At 55.1% G+C, this 18,778-nt stretch carries 22 protein-coding genes; 11 read left to right on the top strand and 11 right to left on the bottom strand.

Annotation, left to right across the window (positions count from 1 at the left end; translation table 11 throughout):
* Positions 1-195: 195 nt before the first annotated feature.
* Genes ACR0I1_RS18400 through ACR0I1_RS18410 form a run of 3 tightly spaced genes read right to left on the bottom strand, consistent with a single transcriptional unit; the run spans position 196 to position 2,479 of the window.
* Positions 196-783 (bottom strand): Smr/MutS family protein, encoded by a 588-nt coding sequence (locus tag ACR0I1_RS18400; RefSeq protein WP_170399466.1) that lies wholly within the window; start codon positions 781-783, stop codon positions 196-198.
* Positions 783-1,823: a murein transglycosylase A gene (gene mltA, locus ACR0I1_RS18405; protein WP_170408811.1), complete on the bottom strand. Its 1,041-nt coding sequence runs from the start codon at positions 1,821-1,823 to the stop codon at positions 783-785. The genes ACR0I1_RS18400 and mltA overlap by 1 nt, the downstream gene beginning before the upstream one ends.
* Positions 1,820-2,479, bottom strand: coding sequence for a Tim44/TimA family putative adaptor protein (locus ACR0I1_RS18410; RefSeq protein WP_170399461.1), 660 nt, complete (start codon positions 2,477-2,479; stop codon positions 1,820-1,822). The genes mltA and ACR0I1_RS18410 overlap by 4 nt, the downstream gene beginning before the upstream one ends.
* A 108-nt stretch (positions 2,480-2,587) precedes the next feature.
* Here ACR0I1_RS18410 and ACR0I1_RS18415 point away from each other — a divergent pair, with 108 nt between their 5' ends.
* Entirely contained in the window at positions 2,588-3,088 is a 501-nt protein-coding gene (locus tag ACR0I1_RS18415) for an FxsA family protein (protein ID WP_170399458.1), read from the top strand.
* Positions 3,089-3,142: 54 nt separating this feature from the next.
* Positions 3,143-3,646, top strand: a complete 504-nt coding sequence (secB, locus tag ACR0I1_RS18420) for a protein-export chaperone SecB (protein WP_170399455.1) — start codon at positions 3,143-3,145, stop codon at positions 3,644-3,646.
* Positions 3,647-3,671: 25 nt separating this feature from the next.
* Here secB and dnaQ read toward each other — a convergent pair whose 3' ends face one another.
* Genes dnaQ through ACR0I1_RS18440 form a run of 4 tightly spaced genes read right to left on the bottom strand, consistent with a single transcriptional unit; the run spans position 3,672 to position 6,406 of the window.
* Positions 3,672-4,394, bottom strand: coding sequence for a DNA polymerase III subunit epsilon (gene dnaQ / locus ACR0I1_RS18425; RefSeq protein ID WP_170515530.1), 723 nt, complete (start codon positions 4,392-4,394; stop codon positions 3,672-3,674).
* Positions 4,387-4,980: a dephospho-CoA kinase gene (gene coaE / locus ACR0I1_RS18430; protein ID WP_480707496.1), complete on the bottom strand. Its 594-nt coding sequence runs from the start codon at positions 4,978-4,980 to the stop codon at positions 4,387-4,389. Before coaE ends, dnaQ begins: the two co-directional genes overlap by 8 nt.
* Positions 4,977-5,810 (bottom strand): shikimate dehydrogenase, encoded by an 834-nt coding sequence (locus ACR0I1_RS18435; protein ID WP_170515525.1) that lies wholly within the window; start codon positions 5,808-5,810, stop codon positions 4,977-4,979. The genes coaE and ACR0I1_RS18435 overlap by 4 nt, the downstream gene beginning before the upstream one ends.
* On the bottom strand, positions 5,807-6,406 hold the full coding sequence (locus ACR0I1_RS18440; RefSeq protein ID WP_480707497.1) for a Maf family protein: 600 nt from the start codon (positions 6,404-6,406) through the stop codon (positions 5,807-5,809). The genes ACR0I1_RS18435 and ACR0I1_RS18440 overlap by 4 nt, the downstream gene beginning before the upstream one ends.
* A 403-nt stretch (positions 6,407-6,809) precedes the next feature.
* Here ACR0I1_RS18440 and hemJ point away from each other — a divergent pair, with 403 nt between their 5' ends.
* From hemJ to ACR0I1_RS18475, 7 genes are all read left to right on the top strand, one after another.
* Positions 6,810-7,259: a protoporphyrinogen oxidase HemJ gene (gene hemJ, locus ACR0I1_RS18445; protein ID WP_480707498.1), complete on the top strand. Its 450-nt coding sequence runs from the start codon at positions 6,810-6,812 to the stop codon at positions 7,257-7,259.
* A 126-nt stretch (positions 7,260-7,385) separates the two neighbouring features.
* Positions 7,386-8,657, top strand: coding sequence for a transcription termination factor Rho (gene rho, locus ACR0I1_RS18450; protein WP_170399438.1), 1,272 nt, complete (start codon positions 7,386-7,388; stop codon positions 8,655-8,657).
* 31 nt (positions 8,658-8,688) lie between these two features.
* On the top strand, positions 8,689-9,975 hold the full coding sequence (mnmE, locus tag ACR0I1_RS18455; protein WP_480707499.1) for a tRNA uridine-5-carboxymethylaminomethyl(34) synthesis GTPase MnmE: 1,287 nt from the start codon (positions 8,689-8,691) through the stop codon (positions 9,973-9,975).
* Between the two features lie 12 nt (positions 9,976-9,987).
* A complete protein-coding gene (gene mnmG, locus ACR0I1_RS18460) occupies positions 9,988-11,856 on the top strand; it encodes a tRNA uridine-5-carboxymethylaminomethyl(34) synthesis enzyme MnmG (RefSeq protein WP_480707501.1) in 1,869 nt (622 codons plus the stop codon).
* Positions 11,853-12,476 carry a 16S rRNA (guanine(527)-N(7))-methyltransferase RsmG gene (rsmG, locus tag ACR0I1_RS18465; RefSeq protein WP_480707502.1) on the top strand — a complete coding sequence of 208 codons (624 nt, stop codon included), beginning with the start codon at positions 11,853-11,855 and terminating at the stop codon, positions 12,474-12,476. Before mnmG ends, rsmG begins: the two co-directional genes overlap by 4 nt.
* Complete coding sequence (locus ACR0I1_RS18470) at positions 12,469-13,272, top strand: AAA family ATPase (protein ID WP_170466742.1); 804 nt, start codon at positions 12,469-12,471, stop codon at positions 13,270-13,272. The genes rsmG and ACR0I1_RS18470 overlap by 8 nt, the downstream gene beginning before the upstream one ends.
* A 20-nt stretch (positions 13,273-13,292) precedes the next feature.
* The gene (locus tag ACR0I1_RS18475) at positions 13,293-14,186 is read left to right on the top strand and encodes a ParB/RepB/Spo0J family partition protein (RefSeq protein WP_170399423.1); all 894 of its coding nucleotides are present in this window, start codon (positions 13,293-13,295) and stop codon (positions 14,184-14,186) included.
* On the opposite strand, the gene ACR0I1_RS18480 is transcribed toward ACR0I1_RS18475, so the two are convergent.
* Genes ACR0I1_RS18480 through rph form a run of 4 tightly spaced genes read right to left on the bottom strand, consistent with a single transcriptional unit; the run spans position 14,176 to position 17,001 of the window.
* Complete coding sequence (locus ACR0I1_RS18480) at positions 14,176-14,529, bottom strand: YbaN family protein (protein ID WP_480707503.1); 354 nt, start codon at positions 14,527-14,529, stop codon at positions 14,176-14,178. The two genes, ACR0I1_RS18475 and ACR0I1_RS18480, sit on opposite strands and share 11 nt — an antisense overlap.
* Before the next feature lie 3 nt (positions 14,530-14,532).
* On the bottom strand, positions 14,533-15,687 hold the full coding sequence (hemW, locus tag ACR0I1_RS18485) for a radical SAM family heme chaperone HemW (RefSeq protein WP_480571637.1): 1,155 nt from the start codon (positions 15,685-15,687) through the stop codon (positions 14,533-14,535).
* Positions 15,677-16,291 (bottom strand): RdgB/HAM1 family non-canonical purine NTP pyrophosphatase, encoded by a 615-nt coding sequence (gene rdgB / locus ACR0I1_RS18490; RefSeq protein ID WP_480707504.1) that lies wholly within the window; start codon positions 16,289-16,291, stop codon positions 15,677-15,679. Before rdgB ends, hemW begins: the two co-directional genes overlap by 11 nt.
* A complete protein-coding gene (rph, locus tag ACR0I1_RS18495) occupies positions 16,288-17,001 on the bottom strand; it encodes a ribonuclease PH (protein ID WP_170399411.1) in 714 nt (237 codons plus the stop codon). Before rph ends, rdgB begins: the two co-directional genes overlap by 4 nt.
* Positions 17,002-17,113: 112 nt before the next feature.
* On the opposite strand from rph, the gene hrcA reads away from it, so the two are divergent.
* Both hrcA and ACR0I1_RS18505 read left to right on the top strand, forming a co-directional pair.
* Positions 17,114-18,178: a heat-inducible transcriptional repressor HrcA gene (gene hrcA / locus ACR0I1_RS18500; RefSeq protein WP_170399408.1), complete on the top strand. Its 1,065-nt coding sequence runs from the start codon at positions 17,114-17,116 to the stop codon at positions 18,176-18,178.
* Between the two features lie 10 nt (positions 18,179-18,188).
* A complete protein-coding gene (locus tag ACR0I1_RS18505; protein WP_170399405.1) occupies positions 18,189-18,752 on the top strand; it encodes a nucleotide exchange factor GrpE in 564 nt (187 codons plus the stop codon).
* Positions 18,753-18,778: the final 26 nt, after the last annotated feature.

Raw genomic sequence — 18,778 nt, forward strand, 5'->3', positions numbered from 1 at the left:
GATTGTCTGCCATACCGTTCTGGTTGTGTTGTTAAGCACAACCTCGCAAGCCTTGGACAAGGCTACGAAGTTTCATTGCGCCTGCAGCTTATCACAGGGGTTGCGGGACCTGCAGAAACAATAAACCAGTAGGGGTAAGGGCAGGGTTCGCGTGCGAATCCGGTTCATGCGGACAAGCTAGAATCAGCGATCCGACTAACGGACGCGCCTGAGGTAAACGTAATAGGCGCCATCACCGCCATGGCTTATATGTGCGGGTGTTACCTGCAGCACCGCTTGTGCAAGTGGCGGAATAGACAGCCAGTGGGGCACCTGATTGCGCAAGACCCCACGCGGTGTTGGAATGGGTCCCGGTTCGTCCCGGTCCTTGCCCTTGCCGGTTATGACCAACACCAGCCGTTTGCGCTGTGCCTGTGCGGTCAGGATGAACCGAACCAATGCGGGATGGGCTGCGCTCATGTGCATCCCGTGCAGGTCCAGCTTGCCTTCGGGCTTGAGCTTGCCGCGTTTCATGCGACCAAAAGACTTGGTGTCCATCTGCACCGGATTTGTCCGTAAACCTTCGGTGATCGATGGCTTCAGGTTATTCCGTGACGGTTTGGTTGGCGCAGTCTGACCCAGTTCAAAGGCTTCGATCCGCGCCTTGGGCGTTTTGGTCGGTTTGGGCTTGGGCAAGGTAGTGGGGTGCACAGTCTGAGGCAGTTCGGGGTGCAAACGCTCAGCCTGTTTGGCGACCTTGCGCCACAAATCGATCTCATCCGCAGTCAGTTTGCGCCGGGTCATCAGAACTCATCCGGTAACAGGGCGTAGGCCCTCTGGATCGGCAACAGCACAACCATACGACCGGGATCCTTCAAGCGACCGGCGGCCTGCCCGGCATCATCCCCTGTGCCAAAGAAAATGTCGGCACGTTGCGCACCCTTGATCGCCGATCCGGTGTCTTGTGCGATCATCAATCGGCGCAGCGGGTTTTTGCCATCCTTTTCTACCCAAACTGGCGCGCCCAAAGGTGTATAAGCCGGATCTGCCGCGATACTGCGCATCGTGGTCACTGAGCGGTTCATGGCGCCTAACGGCCCGAACTCGGGCGCGACACGCGTCACTTCACGGAAGAAAACATACGAAGGGTTGTGTAGTAACAGCTCAGCCCCGGCTTCAGGGTTTTTGCGTACCCAGGTCCGGATCATCTGCGCGCTGACCTGGTGCGCGCCCAGCGCACCCCGTCGGACCAGTTCCGCGCCGATCGAGCGATAGGGATGCCCATTCGCACCGCCATATCCAACCCGCAATGCACCGCCATCGGGCAGACGTATCCGGCCCGAGCCTTGAATTTGCAGAAAGAACAACTCAACAGGGTCATCGACCCACGCTATCTCAAGGCCCCGACCTGTCAGGGCGTCACCGGTCAGCAGGTCACGGCGACTGAGCCACTTGCCCGCCTCTCGCGCCTCGGGCGGCATCCGGTAGAGTGGATAGCGGTATTTATCAGTTGGGGTTTTCGACCCATCCAGTTCAGGTTCAAAATATCCGGTGAACAGGGCGTCATCGCCGTCTTCGACCAGAACAGGACGAAAGAACAGCTCGAAAAAAGCCCGCGCCGCGCCAGGTTCATAACTCTGAGCCACGCCACACAGCGCCTGCCAATCAGGATCGTCCAGATCACCGCAGGTGTTCAAAAAAACCGAAAGGGCCGCCCCGTGATCGTCGGCGGCCCAGCCATCGAGGTCATCGAATGACAGGATGGATCGCGTCGCCTCGGCTCCGGCGGCGCTGGCAGTGGTCATGACGACCCCCAGAAATAGCGACCGGAGCGCTGCAATCATGCGTCCGTGGCAACAAGCAGCCAGTTCGGATCGTCCGCGCCCATGACACGGGCAAAGGTCCAGCTGTCCTTTTGGCGTTTGACGGTGTTCGGGTTGCCTTCGACAATATCCCCGCCGCGATCGCGCACGACTGACGTCAGCTCACCGATAAAGCGCATGGTGATCTCAGCCTGATTGGTATCCTTATCGAAGGTCGCATCGACCAGAGTGGTTTCACGCACCCCGATGAATTCGGCTTCGATGGTCAGACCTTTGTCTTCGCGATCCGCAACAACTGATACAAAACTGTCGAATACTTCTTCTGACAGGAATGGCTGAATTTCGTCCAGATTGCCCTTTTCAAAACCCATAACGATCATCTCATAGGCGCCGCGCGCGCCCTGAACAAATTCGCTGACAGAAAAACTGGGTTCGACCCGCTTCATTGCGGCCAATGTTTGCGCCTGTTCACTGTCTTCGGCCACATGGTCGGTGATGTCGTGATCTGGCCCGCCTTCAATCACTTCGAAATCACGGCGCGCGCCATTGGTATCAGGCTGTTGCTGAAGGGGCGGTTTCTCAAAACCTTCGCGTGTACCCAACACGCTTTTCAAGCGCAGGATCAGGAAAATGGCAATTCCGGCCAGCACCAGAAGCTGGATCAGGGGTGAGTTCATTTCGTCCTCTTTTCAGAACCCGGGCTTTGTATACGCTGCCCTCTGCCACTATGTAGGTGACAGTCGGGGCCAAGTCCACAGCCCGGACCATGCTAAAGGATACCGCAAATGTACTTGTTCCTGGCTTTTTTATTGGTTCCGATCATCGAGATCGCCCTGTTCATACAGGTTGGTGGTCTGATTGGGCTATGGCCGACGCTTGCAATTGTTGTTTTGACCGCCGTTCTGGGCACGGTTCTGGTGCGGACACAAGGTCGCATGGCGCTGGCGAATTTGCAGCGATCCTTTGCCGAATTGGACGACCCAACCGAACCGCTGGCCCATGGGGCGATGATCTTGCTGTCCGGTGTTTTGCTGCTGACACCAGGGTTTTTCACCGATGCCATTGGTTTTGCGTTGCTTGTTCCCGGCATCCGGGTCGCAGTGTTCCGCTATCTCAAGTCCAAGGCGACCATCACGCATTTTCAAATGGGCACCGGCGCACAATTCAGGTCGGGGCCAAACCCGTTTGATCAGGACGATGTGATAGATGGCGAATTCACCGAGGTTCGCCCTCGCCAGAACTCCGGAAAGCCGTCGAAGTGGGTGGAAGGCCCGCACCAGCATTGAGCTATCCGGCCCAAATTGCTAAGCAGTGCCGAATTTCAATTCCGGAGAAGTTTCATGGCTGACGAAAGCCCTGCAGAAAACACCGCCGCACAGGCAGCCCCTCAGATCCAGATGCGCGTTCTGGGACAGTTCATTCGCGACATGTCCTTTGAAAACGTCATGGCGCAAAAAGGCGTCTCAGGCGACGTACAGCCCGAGATTTCAGTTCAGGTCAATCTGGACGCAAAGAAACGCACGACCGAGCACCAGTATGAAGTCTCGATCAAGCTAAAACTGACATCCAAGGCCAAGGGCCTGGAAGACGTCCTGTTCCTGTGCGAAATCGACTATTGCGGCCTGTTCCACGTGGAAGGTGTGCCCGAGGATCAAATGCATCCGTTCCTGATGATCGAATGCCCGCGCATGCTGTTCCCGTTCCTGCGCCGCATCGTCAGCGACATCACCCGCGACGGTGGCTACCCGCCGGTCAACCTGGATAACATTGATTTCGTGGCACTTTATCGCAACGAACTGGCGCGCCGTCAGGCCGCCGCTCAAGAGCAGAAAACTGACGCCTAAGGTTTTGGTCCGCGTCTGGTTCGAGTCAGGCGCGGGCCCACAGGGCGTTCTCGCCCAGCTTCTCGACAAATTTCTGATGCGCTGCGCGCTCATCCTCGGTGATCCGGGATGGCAGGGCATCGGGTCGCGCTGTCGGGCGCCATTCCTCACCAACGCCAGACGCTGCACTTGCCGACGTTGACAATCCAAAGTCGGGCTGACGGCCTCCGATCAGCTCCAGATACACTTCGGCCAGAATTTCCGAGTCAAGCAGCGCGCCGTGCAGCACCCTGTTTGAGTTATCGATGCCAAACCGGCGGCACAACGCATCCAACGAAGCGGGTGATCCCGGAAACCGCTTACGCGCAATGGCCAGCGTGTCGATTGCCTGATCCATCGGGATCAGCGACACCCCCATCCAGCCCAGTTCGGCGTTCAGAAACTTCATGTCGAACGAAGCGTTGTGGATCACCAGCTTGGCGTCACCCACGAATTCGCGAAACCCTTGCCCAACCTTGGCAAAGACAGGTTTGTCCTTCAGCGTGACTTCGCCTTTTTCCGGCGGGCGTGGGTTTTCCAGCAGGTCGGGGCCGATGCCATGCACACCAAATGCCTCTTCCGGCATAGAACGCTCGGGGTTGATGTAGACGTGATAAGTTTCTCCTGTGGCTACGTGGTTCCACAGCTCAACCGCGCCGATCTCGACGATCCGGTCGCCGCTTTCGGGATCAAACCCTGTGGTCTCGGTATCGAGTACAATCTCACGCATCTGCCAACCCTGCCCGTATCTGCCTGACGATATCCTGCACCTGCGCGCGAGCATGGTCCAGAGTATCCGTGACAATCACGAAATCCGATCGCGCGCATTTCTCTTCGTTTGGCATTTGCTTGGAGCGAATCTGCTCAAACTGCGCCTCATTCATCGTGCCGCGCGCCATGACCCGTCTTTTTTGTTCTTCAGCAGAGATTGAAACACAAGCAACAGCATCCATCGCCGCATCACCACCGGTTTCAAACAACAGCGGAATGTCGAATACCAAGATATCGGCGGACGACGAAGAACGAAATGAGGCGCGATCCGCCGCTACCAGAGGGTGTACGATTTTTTCTATTGTTTTTAGCGCGTCAGGATTATCCGCAATGATTTGCTTCAATGCATCCCGGCTGACCGCATCCTCGGCAATGGCGGTAGGAAACGTAATCCGCATGGGCTCAACCGCCGCACCGCCTTTTGTATAGAGCCGATGCACCGCAGCATCCGCATCCCAAAGCGCACAGCCTTCATCTGCAAGCATCTGAGCGGTCGTACTCTTGCCCATACCGATTGATCCGGTGAGCCCCAGCGCAAAACTCATGCCAAGGCCGCCGCGCGGGTTTCAGCGTCCACTTCGGGGCGAACACCGAACCAGCGTTCAAACCCGGGAACAGCTTGATGCAGCAACATTCCCAGCCCGTCGACCGTTGTACATCCAACCTCTTCCGCCTGTTTTAACAGATGCGTTTGAAGCGGCGCGTATACCAGATCGGTGACAACAGCGCCGGGTTGCAATCCATCCAGTGGAACGCGTAACTCTGGCTGCCCTTGCATACCCAAAGACGTGGTGTTCACGACCAGTTCTGCGTCTTCGATCACATTTCCCGCCTGCACCCAGTCAACGACCGTAATCCGTTGGCCGAACTCTTCCTTCAAATGATCCGCACGGGTGCGGGTGCGGTTGGTCAACAGGATTTCAGGCACTCCGGCTTCTGCCAGCGCTTGAAGCACCGCCCGCGCAGCACCGCCCGCACCAAATACAACCGCAGGCCCATCCTGCGGGTTCCAATCGGGCGCACCGCTGCGAAGATTGGCCATGAACCCGTAGCCATCCGTATTATCCGCGTGAATTGAACCATCCTCGCGGAATACAAGCGTATTTGCCGCCCCGATGACTGAGGCACGATCCGAGACATGATCCGCCAACCGCAAAGCAGCCTCTTTATGCGGTACGGTCACGTTGGCCCCAACAAACCCAGCCTTGGGTAGTGTCCTCAGAACGGTTTCCAGGTCGGCCGGGGCGACATCCATTGGGATGTAGTGCCCCACCAATCCATAGGTTTTCAGCCAATGCCCGTGCAGTTTTGGCGAGCGGGAATGTGCGATGGGTTGCCCAATCACGCCGGCCAGAGGAACGCGATGCTCAGTCATTGATCGATCACTCCCTTCAAGGCCAGAAAATTGAGCAGCTCTAACAGGGGCATACCCAAGACGTTAAAGTAGTCGCCGTCAATGGTGGCAAACAGGCGCACGCCTTCTTCTTCCAGTTTATAAGCCCCCACTGCGTGCCGAATACTGTCCCAGTTCCGCGCCACGTAATCACGTAAATAAGCATCCGAGCTGGCCCGCATCCGCAAACGCACCTGACCGACTTGCCGCCAGATGGGCTCACCATCCTGATAGATCACCGCCGCCGACAGCAACATATGTCGCTTGCCGCGCATTGCTTTAAGCTGCGCCAGTGCTTTTTCGGGTGTTTCCGGCTTCGACAGCATCTGACCTTCGAAATCCAGAACCTGATCGCAACCCAGAACCATAGCGCCGCGCACTTTGTCACTGATCTTACGTGCTTTCATTTCGGCAAGCGCATCGGCAACATCACGGGGCGAAGCTCCCTCAGCCATCAGGGCGCGTTTGGCTGTGTCTTCATCCACCCGCGCGATCTGAACCGAAAACGGGACGCCTGCGTTTCTGAGCAACTGCGCGCGGATCACGGACCCTGAGGCAAGGACTATGGGGACAGTCATGTGGAAAACCCCGTGTGCAAATCAATGAGTAGTCTCGAATGGTTTGTATGGCTTTCCGGTTGACACGCAACCCCGGGAATTTGGCGCAAGACTTCCCCGAGTCGCCCGGATCCTGTCCAGACGGGACAAGGATAAGTTGGAATACTCGGATAAGCATCCCGTCCCGGATTGTTCCAATGGTTATCCACAATTCAGCCTGAACTTTTATCTCATAATTTATTGTTATTAATCAATTTTTTACTTGATCAACAGATTCTGCGCCGATGTGCTTCACTTTTTCCACCTGGGGAAAAAGGCAGGACAAAAAAGTAATCCACCGAATTTGACCTCCCTACAAAACCATCATCCTTTTTCTTTCTTATTTTTTTTATTAGGAGGGGTTCAGGTAAGCCCGGAATACCCAATGACCGATATTCTTTTCGCAATATACCCTTGGGTGAAATCGCTGCACATCATGGCCGTGATTTCATGGATGGCTGGTTTATTCTATCTGCCCAGATTGTTCGTGTATCACGTTGAAAAGGCGCAAGCCGTAGAGGGTGCGCAACAGATTTTCTTTGAAATGGAAGAAAAGCTGCTGCGTGTGATCATGCGCCCCGCAATGGTCGTGGCCTGGATTTGCGGGCTGATCATGGTTTTCACGCCTGGTATTGTCGGATGGGATTGGAGCTGGCCGTGGGTCAAAGGCGCAGCAGTGATCGGCATGACATGGTTTCACCATTGGCTTATGGCTCGGCGCAAGGACTTTGCTGAGGGGCGAAATAAGCTGACTGGGCAGCAGTACCGCATGATGAATGAGGTTCCGACCGTTTTAATGGTTGTTATCGTTCTAGCGGTCGTTGTGAAGTTCTGAGGGCCTGTTTGACTCTTCTTAGGTAAGCGCTTATCTAACGCGTAACGCGCCCGTCCGGGCGAGGTATCTTCCGTTCTGAAATTCCACTCTGGTGCCGCGATCCAAGCGGCCGAGGTTCGTATCATCATGACAACTGAATCCCTGAATCTGGCCGATCTGAAGGCCAAAAGCCCCAAAGACCTTCTGGCCATGGCCGAGGAGCTTGAGGTCGAAAACGCCTCAACCATGCGCAAGGGCGAGATGATGTTTCAGATTCTGCGCGAACGTGCGGATGAGGGCTGGACCATCGGCGGCGACGGCGTGCTGGAGGTTCTACAAGACGGGTTCGGGTTTCTGCGCTCGCCCGAGGCGAACTATCTACCCGGACCGGATGACATCTATGTTTCGCCTGATATGATCCGCAAGCATTCGCTGCGCACCGGAGATACGGTTGAAGGTGAGATCAAAGCGCCCGATGAAAACGAGCGTTACTTTGCGCTGACCAACGTCACCAAGATCAACTTTGAAAATCCGGACAAGGCCAAACACAAGATTCTGTTCGACAACCTGACGCCTCTGTATCCGGATGAGCGTCTAAAGATGGAAATCGAAGATCCGACCATCAAGGACAAGTCTGCTCGCGTGATCGATTTGGTTTCGCCGATTGGTAAAGGTCAGCGATCGCTGATCGTGGCACCGCCGCGGACTGGTAAGACGGTGATCCTGCAGAACATCGCGCATTCCATCGAACAGAACCACCCGGAGTGTTATCTGATTGTCCTGCTGATCGACGAACGCCCGGAAGAGGTGACTGACATGCAACGCTCGGTGAAGGGTGAAGTTGTGTCTTCGACCTTTGATGAACCCGCGACTCGCCACGTGGCCGTGTCGGAAATGGTCATCGAAAAGGCTAAGCGCCTGGTCGAACATAAACGAGATGTTGTTATTCTACTCGATTCGATAACAAGACTTGGTAGGGCATTCAACACTGTGGTGCCATCTTCGGGTAAAGTTCTGACCGGTGGTGTGGATGCAAATGCCCTGCAACGGCCCAAGCGCTTCTTTGGTGCTGCGCGGAACATCGAAGAAGGTGGTTCGCTGACCATCATCGCCACCGCCCTGATCGATACCGGCAGCCGCATGGACGAAGTGATCTTCGAAGAATTCAAGGGCACTGGTAACTCGGAAATCGTTCTGGATCGTAAGATTGCAGACAAACGCGTGTTCCCGGCAATCGACATCCTCAAATCCGGCACCCGGAAAGAGGATCTGCTGGTCGACAAGGGCGATTTGGCCAAGACATTCGTTCTGCGCCGCATCCTCAATCCGATGGGCACAACAGATGCAATCGAGTTCCTGTTGTCGAAGTTGAAACAAACTAAGACGAACGGCGAGTTCTTCGATTCAATGAACACCTGACAAGGTGCTGGCACTGACGCGGGGGCTATCAATGGATACGATATTCGCCCTGGCCAGCGCCCAGGGCAAAGCAGGCGTGGCTGTGATCAGGCTTTCTGGTCCGCAGGCATATGCCTCCGCCAATGAGTTGTCTGGCGGGGGCCTGCCAAGGCGTGGAATGACAGTACGAACACTCTGCGCGTCGGATGGATCGCGGTTGGATGAGGGCTTGGTTCTGACGTTTCAGGCCCCGTCCAGCTTTACCGGCGAAGACGTGGCCGAGCTTCAGATTCACGGAAGTATGGCGTCAGTCAACGCTGTGCTGACCTCTCTTTCGGATATGGACGATCTTCGGCTGGCCGAACCTGGTGAGTTCACGCGTCGTGCACTGGAAAACGGCAAGATGGATCTGGCGCAGGTCGAAGGCCTTGCTGATCTGATTGATGCAGAAACCGAAGCACAACGGAAACAAGCACAGACGATTTTGGCTGGTGCTTTGGGCACATTGGCAGAAAGTTGGCGGCGTGATCTGATCCGCGCGGCCTCCTTGTTGGAAGCCGTGATTGATTTTGCTGATGAAGAGGTGCCGACAGATGTATCACCTGAGGTTCGGACGTTGATCTCTGGTGTGATGGCCGAATTGACCCAAGAAGCCAAAGGTGTTCGGATCGCCGAGCGCATTCGCACCGGCTTTGAGGTCGCCATAGTTGGTCTTCCGAACGCAGGAAAATCGACCTTGCTGAATGCGTTGGCAGGGCGGGAAGCCGCAATCACCTCAGAATATGCCGGGACAACCCGCGATGTAATCGAAGTTCGCATGGATTTGGACGGACTGCCTGTCACGCTGTTGGATACGGCTGGTTTGAGACAGACCGAAGATCACGTTGAAAACCTTGGAATTGAACTGGCGCGCAAGCGGGCAGAGGCCGCTGATTTGCGGGTGTTTCTGACGGATGACCCTGATCACTTAGGTGTGCCGAGGCAGACGGAAGACATTCATGTTCTGCCAAAATCTGACCTACGTGGGCCTTCTGCCGGCGGCATATCAGGGAAAACCGGGCAGGGGATTGACCAGCTGATAGACAACATATCGCGTGTATTGATAGCCCAAACTGCTAGTCATGGTATTGCAACGCGGGAACGCCATCGCGTTGCGATGACAAAAGCAGCTGACTCTCTTGCCGCTGCGCAAGCTGTTCTGGAATCAGGCCCAGATATGTATGATATAGCTGCTGAAGAACTAAGGACGGCCATTCGGTCGCTTGAGTCTCTGGTTGGCAGGATTGATGTCGAGACCCTTTTGGATGAAATCTTCGCAAGTTTCTGTCTGGGAAAATAGGGAGTGTTTCACGTGAAACATTCGAAATTTGATGTTGTCGTCATCGGTGCCGGACATGCAGGTGCAGAAGCCGCACATGCTGCAGCACGGATGGGTGCGAACACAGCACTAGTCACTCTTTCCGAACGGGACATCGGTGTCATGTCTTGCAATCCAGCAATAGGTGGGTTGGGCAAAGGGCATCTAGTCCGCGAGATCGATGCACTAGATGGCGTAATGGGGCGCGTGGCGGACCGTGCCGGTATTCAGTTTCGTCTATTGAATCGGCGTAAAGGACCGGCCGTTCAAGGGCCGAGGGCGCAGGCGGATCGAGCCCTTTATCGGGCAGCAATGGCGGGGGAAACGCAAAAACAAGACAATCTGTCGGTGATTACCGGGGAAGTGGTTGATTTCCTAATGGATGGCGACCGCGTCACCGGTGTTAAACTGGCAGATGAATCCGAGGTCCCCGCGCAGACAGTTATCCTGACGTCGGGTACATTTCTGCGCGGCGTGATCCACATAGGGGACGTTTCAAAACCAGGTGGCCGCTTGGGGGATCGCCCATCGATCAGGCTGGCTGAACGCCTTGATGCCTTTGATTTGCCTACGGCACGACTAAAAACAGGTACGCCACCGAGGTTGGACGGACGAACCATAAATTGGGATATACTTGAACGACAGGATGGCGATGCAGAGCCAACACTGTTTTCATTCATGTCCCAAGCGGTGACGGCGCCGCAAATCGCCTGTGGAATAACTCATACCAATGCTCAGACGCACGGAATAATCGAGAAAAATCTATCGCGATCAGCAATGTATGGAGGTCATATTGATGGTGTTGGTCCCAGATATTGCCCTTCAATCGAAGACAAAATCGTCCGATTTGCGGAAAAGGAGTCACACCAGATATTTCTGGAACCAGAAGGCGTGCGGGATCATACGGTGTACCCAAACGGGATTTCAACGTCTTTGCCCGAAGATGTACAAGTCGAATATGTCCAATCCATCGTAGGATTGGAAAGCGCGGTAATCCTACAACCCGGATACGCGATTGAATACGACTACGTTGACCCGCGCGTTCTATCTGCGTCTTTGTCTGTGCCCGATGTTCCTGGTCTATATCTTGCAGGACAGATCAATGGGACCACAGGATATGAGGAAGCGGCCGCGCAAGGCCTCGTTGCAGGTTTGAATGCAGCTCTGGAAACACAGGGACGTGCGCCAATACATTTTACACGCTCAGACAGCTATATTGGCGTGATGATTGACGATTTGACAACTCGGGGCGTTGCCGAGCCTTATCGGATGTTCACATCCCGTGCAGAGTTTCGCCTATCACTTCGTGCTGACAACGCAGATCAAAGACTGACTCCGATTGGTGAGCAGTTGGGCTGTGTGGGTGAACTCCGCCGCAAGGTTTTTGCTGCGAAATCAGAAAAACTTGTAAAGGCAAAGAACAAACTGACAGAGACCACATATACGCCAAAGCAAATTCGCGAAGCTGGTATCAGCATAAATCAGGACGGAAACCGGCGCGATGGAATGGCGGTTCTTGCTTTTCCAGAAGTATCGTTTGAAGACATGGTTTTACTCGAACCCGATCTACAGAATACAGACGATGAAATTCGCCGTCAGGTCGAGCGCGATGCGTTGTATGCAAACTATATTGCGCGCCAACAACGGGATGTCGAAGCAATGAAGCGCGATGAGGCGCATGAAATTCCTCGGGATTTCAATTATTTTGCGCTTGATGGTCTGTCGAATGAAATGAAGCAAAAGCTATCGCAGGCGAAGCCTGCGAATATTGCGCAGGCGAGTCGGGTTGAAGGTGTCACACCTGCGGCTTTAACCCTCGTCCTGGCGAAGCTCAGGCGCGATGTGAAAGCCAGAAAAGCATGAGTTATCAGAACGCCGTTTCTGCGGAGGCTCTGGATGTTTCACGTGAAACATTCGAACGCCTGGTGATCTATGTATCTCTGCTTGAAAAATGGAACCCAAAAATCAATCTGGTTTCAAGAAATAGTCTTGAAGAGATTTGGATTCGCCATATCAAAGATTCCATTCAAGTTTTTCAGAACGCAGATCGCGTAGATCATTGGGTGGATTTAGGCAGCGGAGGCGGCTTTCCTGGCATGGTCTGCGCCATCATGGCAATTGAATTTGCACCTGAAACGCGTTTCACATTAGTCGAAAGCGACCAACGTAAATCCGCATTTCTTCGAAGTGTGACCAGAGAGAGTGGCGCCAATTGTTCCGTGATCTCTCGTCGAATTGAAGCCATTGATCCCTTGCATGCGGACGTGCTTTCAGCTCGGGCTCTGGCTGATCTGACCACTCTAATGTCATTTTGTGACAGGCATTTAAGTAAAAACGGTACAGCGTTGTTGCCAAAAGGCGCAACCTGGAAAAAAGAGCTGGAAGATGCGCGCAAAGAATGGAAATTCGAGGCTGAACCCATTAAGAGTTCAACAGAACCCCAATCCGTTATCCTGAAAATCAAAGGAGTTGCACGTGGTTGATCTGTCTCGTCCTGCTGGGCCTCGGATTATCGCGGTTGCCAATCAAAAGGGCGGGGTCGGGAAAACCACTACAGCGATCAATCTCGCAGCCGGATTGGCCGAGGCCGGATGCAAGGTTCTTGTGGTCGATCTCGATCCTCAGGGAAATGCCTCTACGGGTCTAGGGGTCGAAGATCGCGACTGGACGACATATGATCTTCTTCTCGACGATGCACCATTGGAAGCTGTGGTGCAGGAGACCGAGATCGGTAATCTTTTTGTGGTTCCGGCGACCGTAGATCTCAGCTCGGCAGATATTGAGCTGATCTCGAATGAAAAGCGCAGTTATTTGCTGCATGACGCGCTTCGACAGACTGCAATTGATGCCTTCAATCTGGACTTTGTGCTGATTGATTGTCCGCCGTCCTTGAACCTGCTCACCGTAAACGCAATGGTAGCAGCGCATTCCGTCCTTGTTCCATTGCAAAGTGAGTTCTTTGCGCTGGAAGGGCTGTCACAATTGATGTTGACCATTCGCGAGGTTCGTCAGACCGCTAATCCTGACCTCAGAATCGAAGGTGTTGTGTTAACGATGTATGACAACCGCAACAACTTGTCCCGTCAGGTCGAAAAGGATGCGCGTGACAATCTGGGTGAGATGGTATTTAAAACCAAGATACCCAGAAATGTGCGGGTCAGCGAGGCACCATCTTACGCGCTTCCTGTGCTGCAATATGATTCGGGTTCGCTTGGGGCGATGGCGTACCGGCATTTGGCCCGAGAGGTTATGCACAAGAACAACAAGATAGCCATTTAAGTGGCCGTGAGGAGGGCAACATGAATGCCAGGAAAGGAAAACCCCGAGGATTAGGTCGCGGGCTATCTGCGTTGATGGCTGATGTCGCACCAGAAGCTGACGGTCGGATTGTATCTGAACCCCGCCGTCCGGATCTCACGGTACCGATCGAAAAACTGCAGGCGAACCCAGATCAGCCGCGCCGCCGTTTCGCGCAAGAGCAATTGGATGAGCTTGCGGCCTCGGTCAAGGAAAAGGGTATTATCCAGCCGCTGATTGTCCGCAGCATCGATGGCGGCCAATACGAAATCGTTGCGGGTGAACGGCGCTGGCGTGCTGCGCAGATGGCGCAACTGCATGATATTCCAGTTATTGTTCGCGAATTTGATGACACCGAAGTGCTTGAGGTCGCGATTATCGAGAACATTCAGCGCGCAGATCTGAACGCGGTGGAAGAGGCGGCAGGCTTTAAGCAATTGATGGATCGATTTGGTCACACGCAAGAAAAGCTGGCCGAAGCGCTTGGTAAAAGCAGAAGCCATATCGCTAATCTGCTGCGTCTTTTGTCACTCCCATTGGACGTGCAATCCCTTGTAATAGAAGGAAAATTATCCGCCGGTCATGCAAGGGCGTTAATCACGGCAGAAAACCCATCGGAGCTGGCGAAACAGGTGGTTCGTGAGGGCCTTTCGGTGCGTGCGACCGAGGCATTAGTGAAAAAGCAGCAAGGTGGGACGGATAAGCCGGCTCCGAAATCCAGAAATCTGAATGCTGGGAAGGACGCAGACACCCGAGCACTTGAAAAGGATTTGTCTGCGATTCTGGCGATGAAGGTGACGATCAACCATAAGGCCGGATCTGAATCCGGGCAGGTTGTGTTGGCTTATGAGAACCTGGATCAGTTGGATGATCTGTGCGCAAAGCTCAGCCGTTAGGTCGGGTCCAGATAAAGAGCATCACAGCGCTGAGCACAATGGCCTGAATGATCAGGACGTGAGAAGGAACCGACAGTAGAACCGATAAGCCAAATACGGCGGCAACCGAAAGGGTGGCCGCCTTTTTTGCGCCGGGTCTGATTGCGCCAGAGCTTTGCCAATCGACGATCATGGGGCCAAAGGTTCGATGGCTCAGCAACCAGTTATGCAGCCGTGACGATGAGCGAGCAAAAAAGAACGCGGCCAACAGAAGAAATGGCACCGTCGGCAGCAGCGGCATAGCGACTCCGATCATGGCAAGCGCAACGCATAATAACCCCAATCCGGCCCAGAGAAATTGCATCTGTTACTCCAACAGCTCTCGGATTACCGCGTTGAGCACGGCGCGCCCGTTTGAAGTGGCGCGCAATTGATTGCGATCAAGGGTTAGCATGCCCAGATCGATCAGCGAATCAAGTTTGTCATGCGAAAGCTCTTCACCTGCAAGCAGAGTGTATCTGTCTATATTTAGGCCCTCGACCAAACGTAGACACATCATAAGGTATTCTGAGGCTTGTTCACGTTGGCTAAGCTCGAACCGATTGCTTTCGCCGTGCCCATTGGAGGCAGCCGTCAGCCATTTGTTTGGTGAAAGATGAGTTTCCGTCGCGAATTTCCGGCGATCCAGGGTGATCCGACCGTGTGCGCCGGGTCCAATACCGATGTAGTCACCATAGCGCCAATAGATGAGGTTATGCCGTGATTCCGCTCCGGGCCGGGCGTGGTTTGAGATCTCATAGGCAGGCAGCCCATGCGCTTCGCAGATTTCCTGCGTCGCCAGATACATATCCGCAGCGTTGTCATCCTCGGGCAAACCGCGCAGCTTGCCCAGGGCATAGCGATCACCAAACGCCGTGCCTTCCTCGATGGTCAGTTGGTATAGCGACAGGTGATCAACTGCCATCGATAGGGCTTCGGTCAGCTCAGCACGCCAGGCGTCCAGAGTTTGATGCTGGCGGGCATAGATCAGATCAAAGCTCACACGGTCAAAGCAAGAGCGCGCGATATCGAAGGCAGCGCGAGCCTCGGCAACCGTGTGAATGCGCCCCAGACGACGCAGGTCATCGTCGTTCAAGGCCTGAACACCCATCGAGATGCGGTTCACGCCCGCATCATGATAGGCCGCGAACCGCCCGGCCTCGACCGAGCCTGGATTGGCCTCAAGCGTGATTTCCATATCGTTGGCCGATCGCCAAAGGGCGCGGGCCTTGTCGATGATGGTGGCGACGGTCTCGGGGGCCATCAGTGATGGAGTTCCGCCGCCAAAGAAGATTGTGTTCAAAACCCGGTCAGGAGTTTCGATGGCCGAGCGGCTCAGTTCACTAAGATAACACTCAAGCCATTGTTTTTGATTAATATTCTTGGAAACGTGGCTGTTGAAATCGCAATAGGGGCACTTGGCCTCGCAAAAGGGCCAATGCACATAAAGGCCAAAGCCCCCGTTTCGCCAATCATCCGCCAAAGCAGCCTTTCACGAACATCTCCACCGCGCGCCCGCGATGGCTGATCTTGTTCTTTTCCCATCGATCCATTTCGGCAAAGGTAATGTCGTGCCCCTCAGGGACAAACATCGGGTCATAGCCGAACCCGTCCTTGCCACGGATCGGCCAAGTCAGGTGACCGGGCGCGACGCCCTCGAACACTTCGTCATGCCCGTCGGGCCAGGCCAGAACCAGAGTGCAGCGAAACTGGGCCATACGCGGGAGGGGGGCGTCTTTCGCCTCTAGCTCATTATGGGCGCGAGTCATCGCCATCAGGAAATCGCGGCCACTGCTGGTTTCGGCCCAATCGGCGGTGTAAACACCGGGTGCGCCATCCAATGCATCGATGGTGATCCCGGAATCGTCCGACAAGGCAGGTAGGCCGGTCGCCTTTGCAGCTGCGTGGGCCTTGATCCGGGCGTTACCGACGAAAGTGTCCTCGGTCTCTTCCGGTTCGGGCAGGTTCATTTCGCCCGCGCCGACAACCGTTACGCCAAAGGGCTCAAGCAGATGCGCCATCTCCTCGAGCTTGCCTTTGTTGTGGGTGGCGACCAGCAGTCGATCACCTTCGAACCTGCGAGTCATGCGGTTGCAGCTTTCTGGGCAGCAGCAAGTTCACCCACGCCTTTCTCGGCCAGGTCCATCAGTTGATCCATTTGCGCGCGGCTGAAAACGGATCCTTCGGCGCTCATCTGCACTTCGATCAGCTTGCCCGAGCCAGTCATAATGAAGTTACCGTCCACGCCCGCTTCGCTGTCTTCGGGATAGTCCAGATCCAGCACGGGTTGGCCGGCATAAATTCCGCAGGAAACGGCCGCGACAGGGTCTAACAAAGGGTCGGATATCACATCGCCCGTTTTCATCAGCTTGTTTACGGCAAGGCGCAGTGCCACCCAACCGCCGGTGATTGAAGCACAGCGGGTACCGCCATCGGCTTGAATGACATCGCAGTCAACAGTGATCTGCCGTTCTCCCAAGGCAACCCGGTCTACACCGGCGCGCAAGGCGCGGCCGATAAGGCGCTGGATTTCCACGGTGCGTCCGCCTTGCTTGCCGCTGGCAGCCTCGCGCCGCATCCGCGTATTGGTCGCACGGGGCAGCATGCCATATTCAGCGGTGACCCAGCCCAGGCCCGAGCCTTTGATGAACGGTGGCACGCGATCCTCGATTGTGGCGGTGCACAGCACATGGGTGTCGCCCATCTTGATCAGGCAAGAGCCTTCGGCATGTTTGGTGAACCCCGTTTCAATTGAAACGGCGCGCATTTCGTTTAGATCACGTCCTGAGGGTCGCATGAGAAATCCTTTATCTGCTGGGTTGGGGATACCGTCCTGCGGCGTTACGATGCAAGCCCGATTGACCTTTCATTTGCCTGCGATTTAATGACGATCCAGCAGAGGGCCGCCGATGAGCGAAGCAAGCAAAATTCTGGACGAGATGAATGACCGGTCGCGTGAGGTGTTCCGGTTGATTGTCGAAAGCTATCTGGAAAGCGGTGAACCCGTGGGCAGCCGGACTCTGACGCGCACATTGTCCGAGAAAGTCAGTGCTGCGACCGTACGCAATGTGATGCAGGATCTTGAATTTCTGGGTTTGCTCGACAGTCCGCATGTCAGCGCTGGTCGAATTCCAACACAGCAGGGGCTGCGCATGTTCGTGGACGGTTTGCTGGAAATGGGCGATCTGGGTGCGGATGATCGGCAGAAGCTGGACGAAACACTAGGCTCTAACGCAGGCGATGTGGGTGGTATGCTCGATCGCGTCGGCGCGGCGCTATCACACGTGACACAAGGGGCTTCGCTGGTTCTGACGCCAAAGCATGAGGCCGAGATCAAGCATATCGAGTTCGTCTCGCTTGGGCATGACCGGGCCTTGGTGGTTTTGGTGTTTTCGGACGGGCAGGTGGAAAACCGGCTGTTTACACCTCCGCCTGGCCAAACACCCAGTTCGATGCGCGAGGCAGCCAATTTTCTGAATGCACTGATCGAAGGTCGAACGCTTGGCGAAGTGCGGCGGCAGATGCTGTCGCAGATCGACGCGCGGAAACAGGAAATCGATGTTCTGGCGCGTGAGATGGTCGAGAGCGGCATTGCCGCTTGGGACGGGGACGGCGGCGACTCGGCCCGGCTGATCGTGCGCGGGCGGGCGAATCTGTTAAATGAGCCGGGTCAGGCAGAAGAACTTGATCGAATCCGCACCCTGTTTGACGACCTTGAACGCAAACGCGATATCGCCGAATTCCTTGAATTGACCGAAGAAGGCGAAGGTGTGCGCATTTTTATTGGCTCTGAGAACAAACTTTTCTCACTTTCGGGTTCCTCTTTGGTGGTGTCTCCATATATGAACGCTGATCGTAAGATAATCGGTGCGGTTGGGGTCATTGGACCCACACGTCTGAATTACGGGCGAATCGTACCAATCGTGGATTATACGGCGCAACTGGTCGGCAAGCTGATTTCCGACCGGAGCTAGAGGGTAAGAGATGGCAGAGCCCAAGAACGAAGATTTTCTGGACGACATCATGTCCGCCGAGGCGGAAGAGTTTGCCGAAGATTTTGCTGAGATCAGCGATGAGGCGCTTGAGGTCGATCAACTGCGTGCTGAGCGCGATGATTACAAAGACAAGTTCATGCGTGCGCTGGCCGATGCCGAAAATGCGCGCAAGCGTGGCGACAAGGCGCGTCGGGATGCGGAACAGTATGGCGGGTCAAAACTGGCCCGCGACATGCTTCCGGTTTACGACAATATGAAACGCGCGCTTGAGGCCGCAACGGATGAGCAGAAAGAGGTTGCCGCCGGCTTGCTCGAAGGTGTCGAGTTGACCATGCGCGCGCTGAAGGATGTGTTCCAGAAGCATGGGATTGAGGTGATTACGCCTCAGGTCGGGGACAGGTTCGACCCGAATGTGCATGAGGCGATGTTCGAGGCCCCTGTGCCCGGAACCAAGGCCGGCGACATCATTCAGGTGTCGGCAGAAGGCTTCATGCTGCACGACAGGTTGTTGAGACCGGCGCAGGTTGGGGTGTCGTCAACGCCCGCAAGCTGAACAGTTCCTGGGTCAACCGGGTTCGA

The organism is Ruegeria sp. B11 (assembly GCF_056539785.1).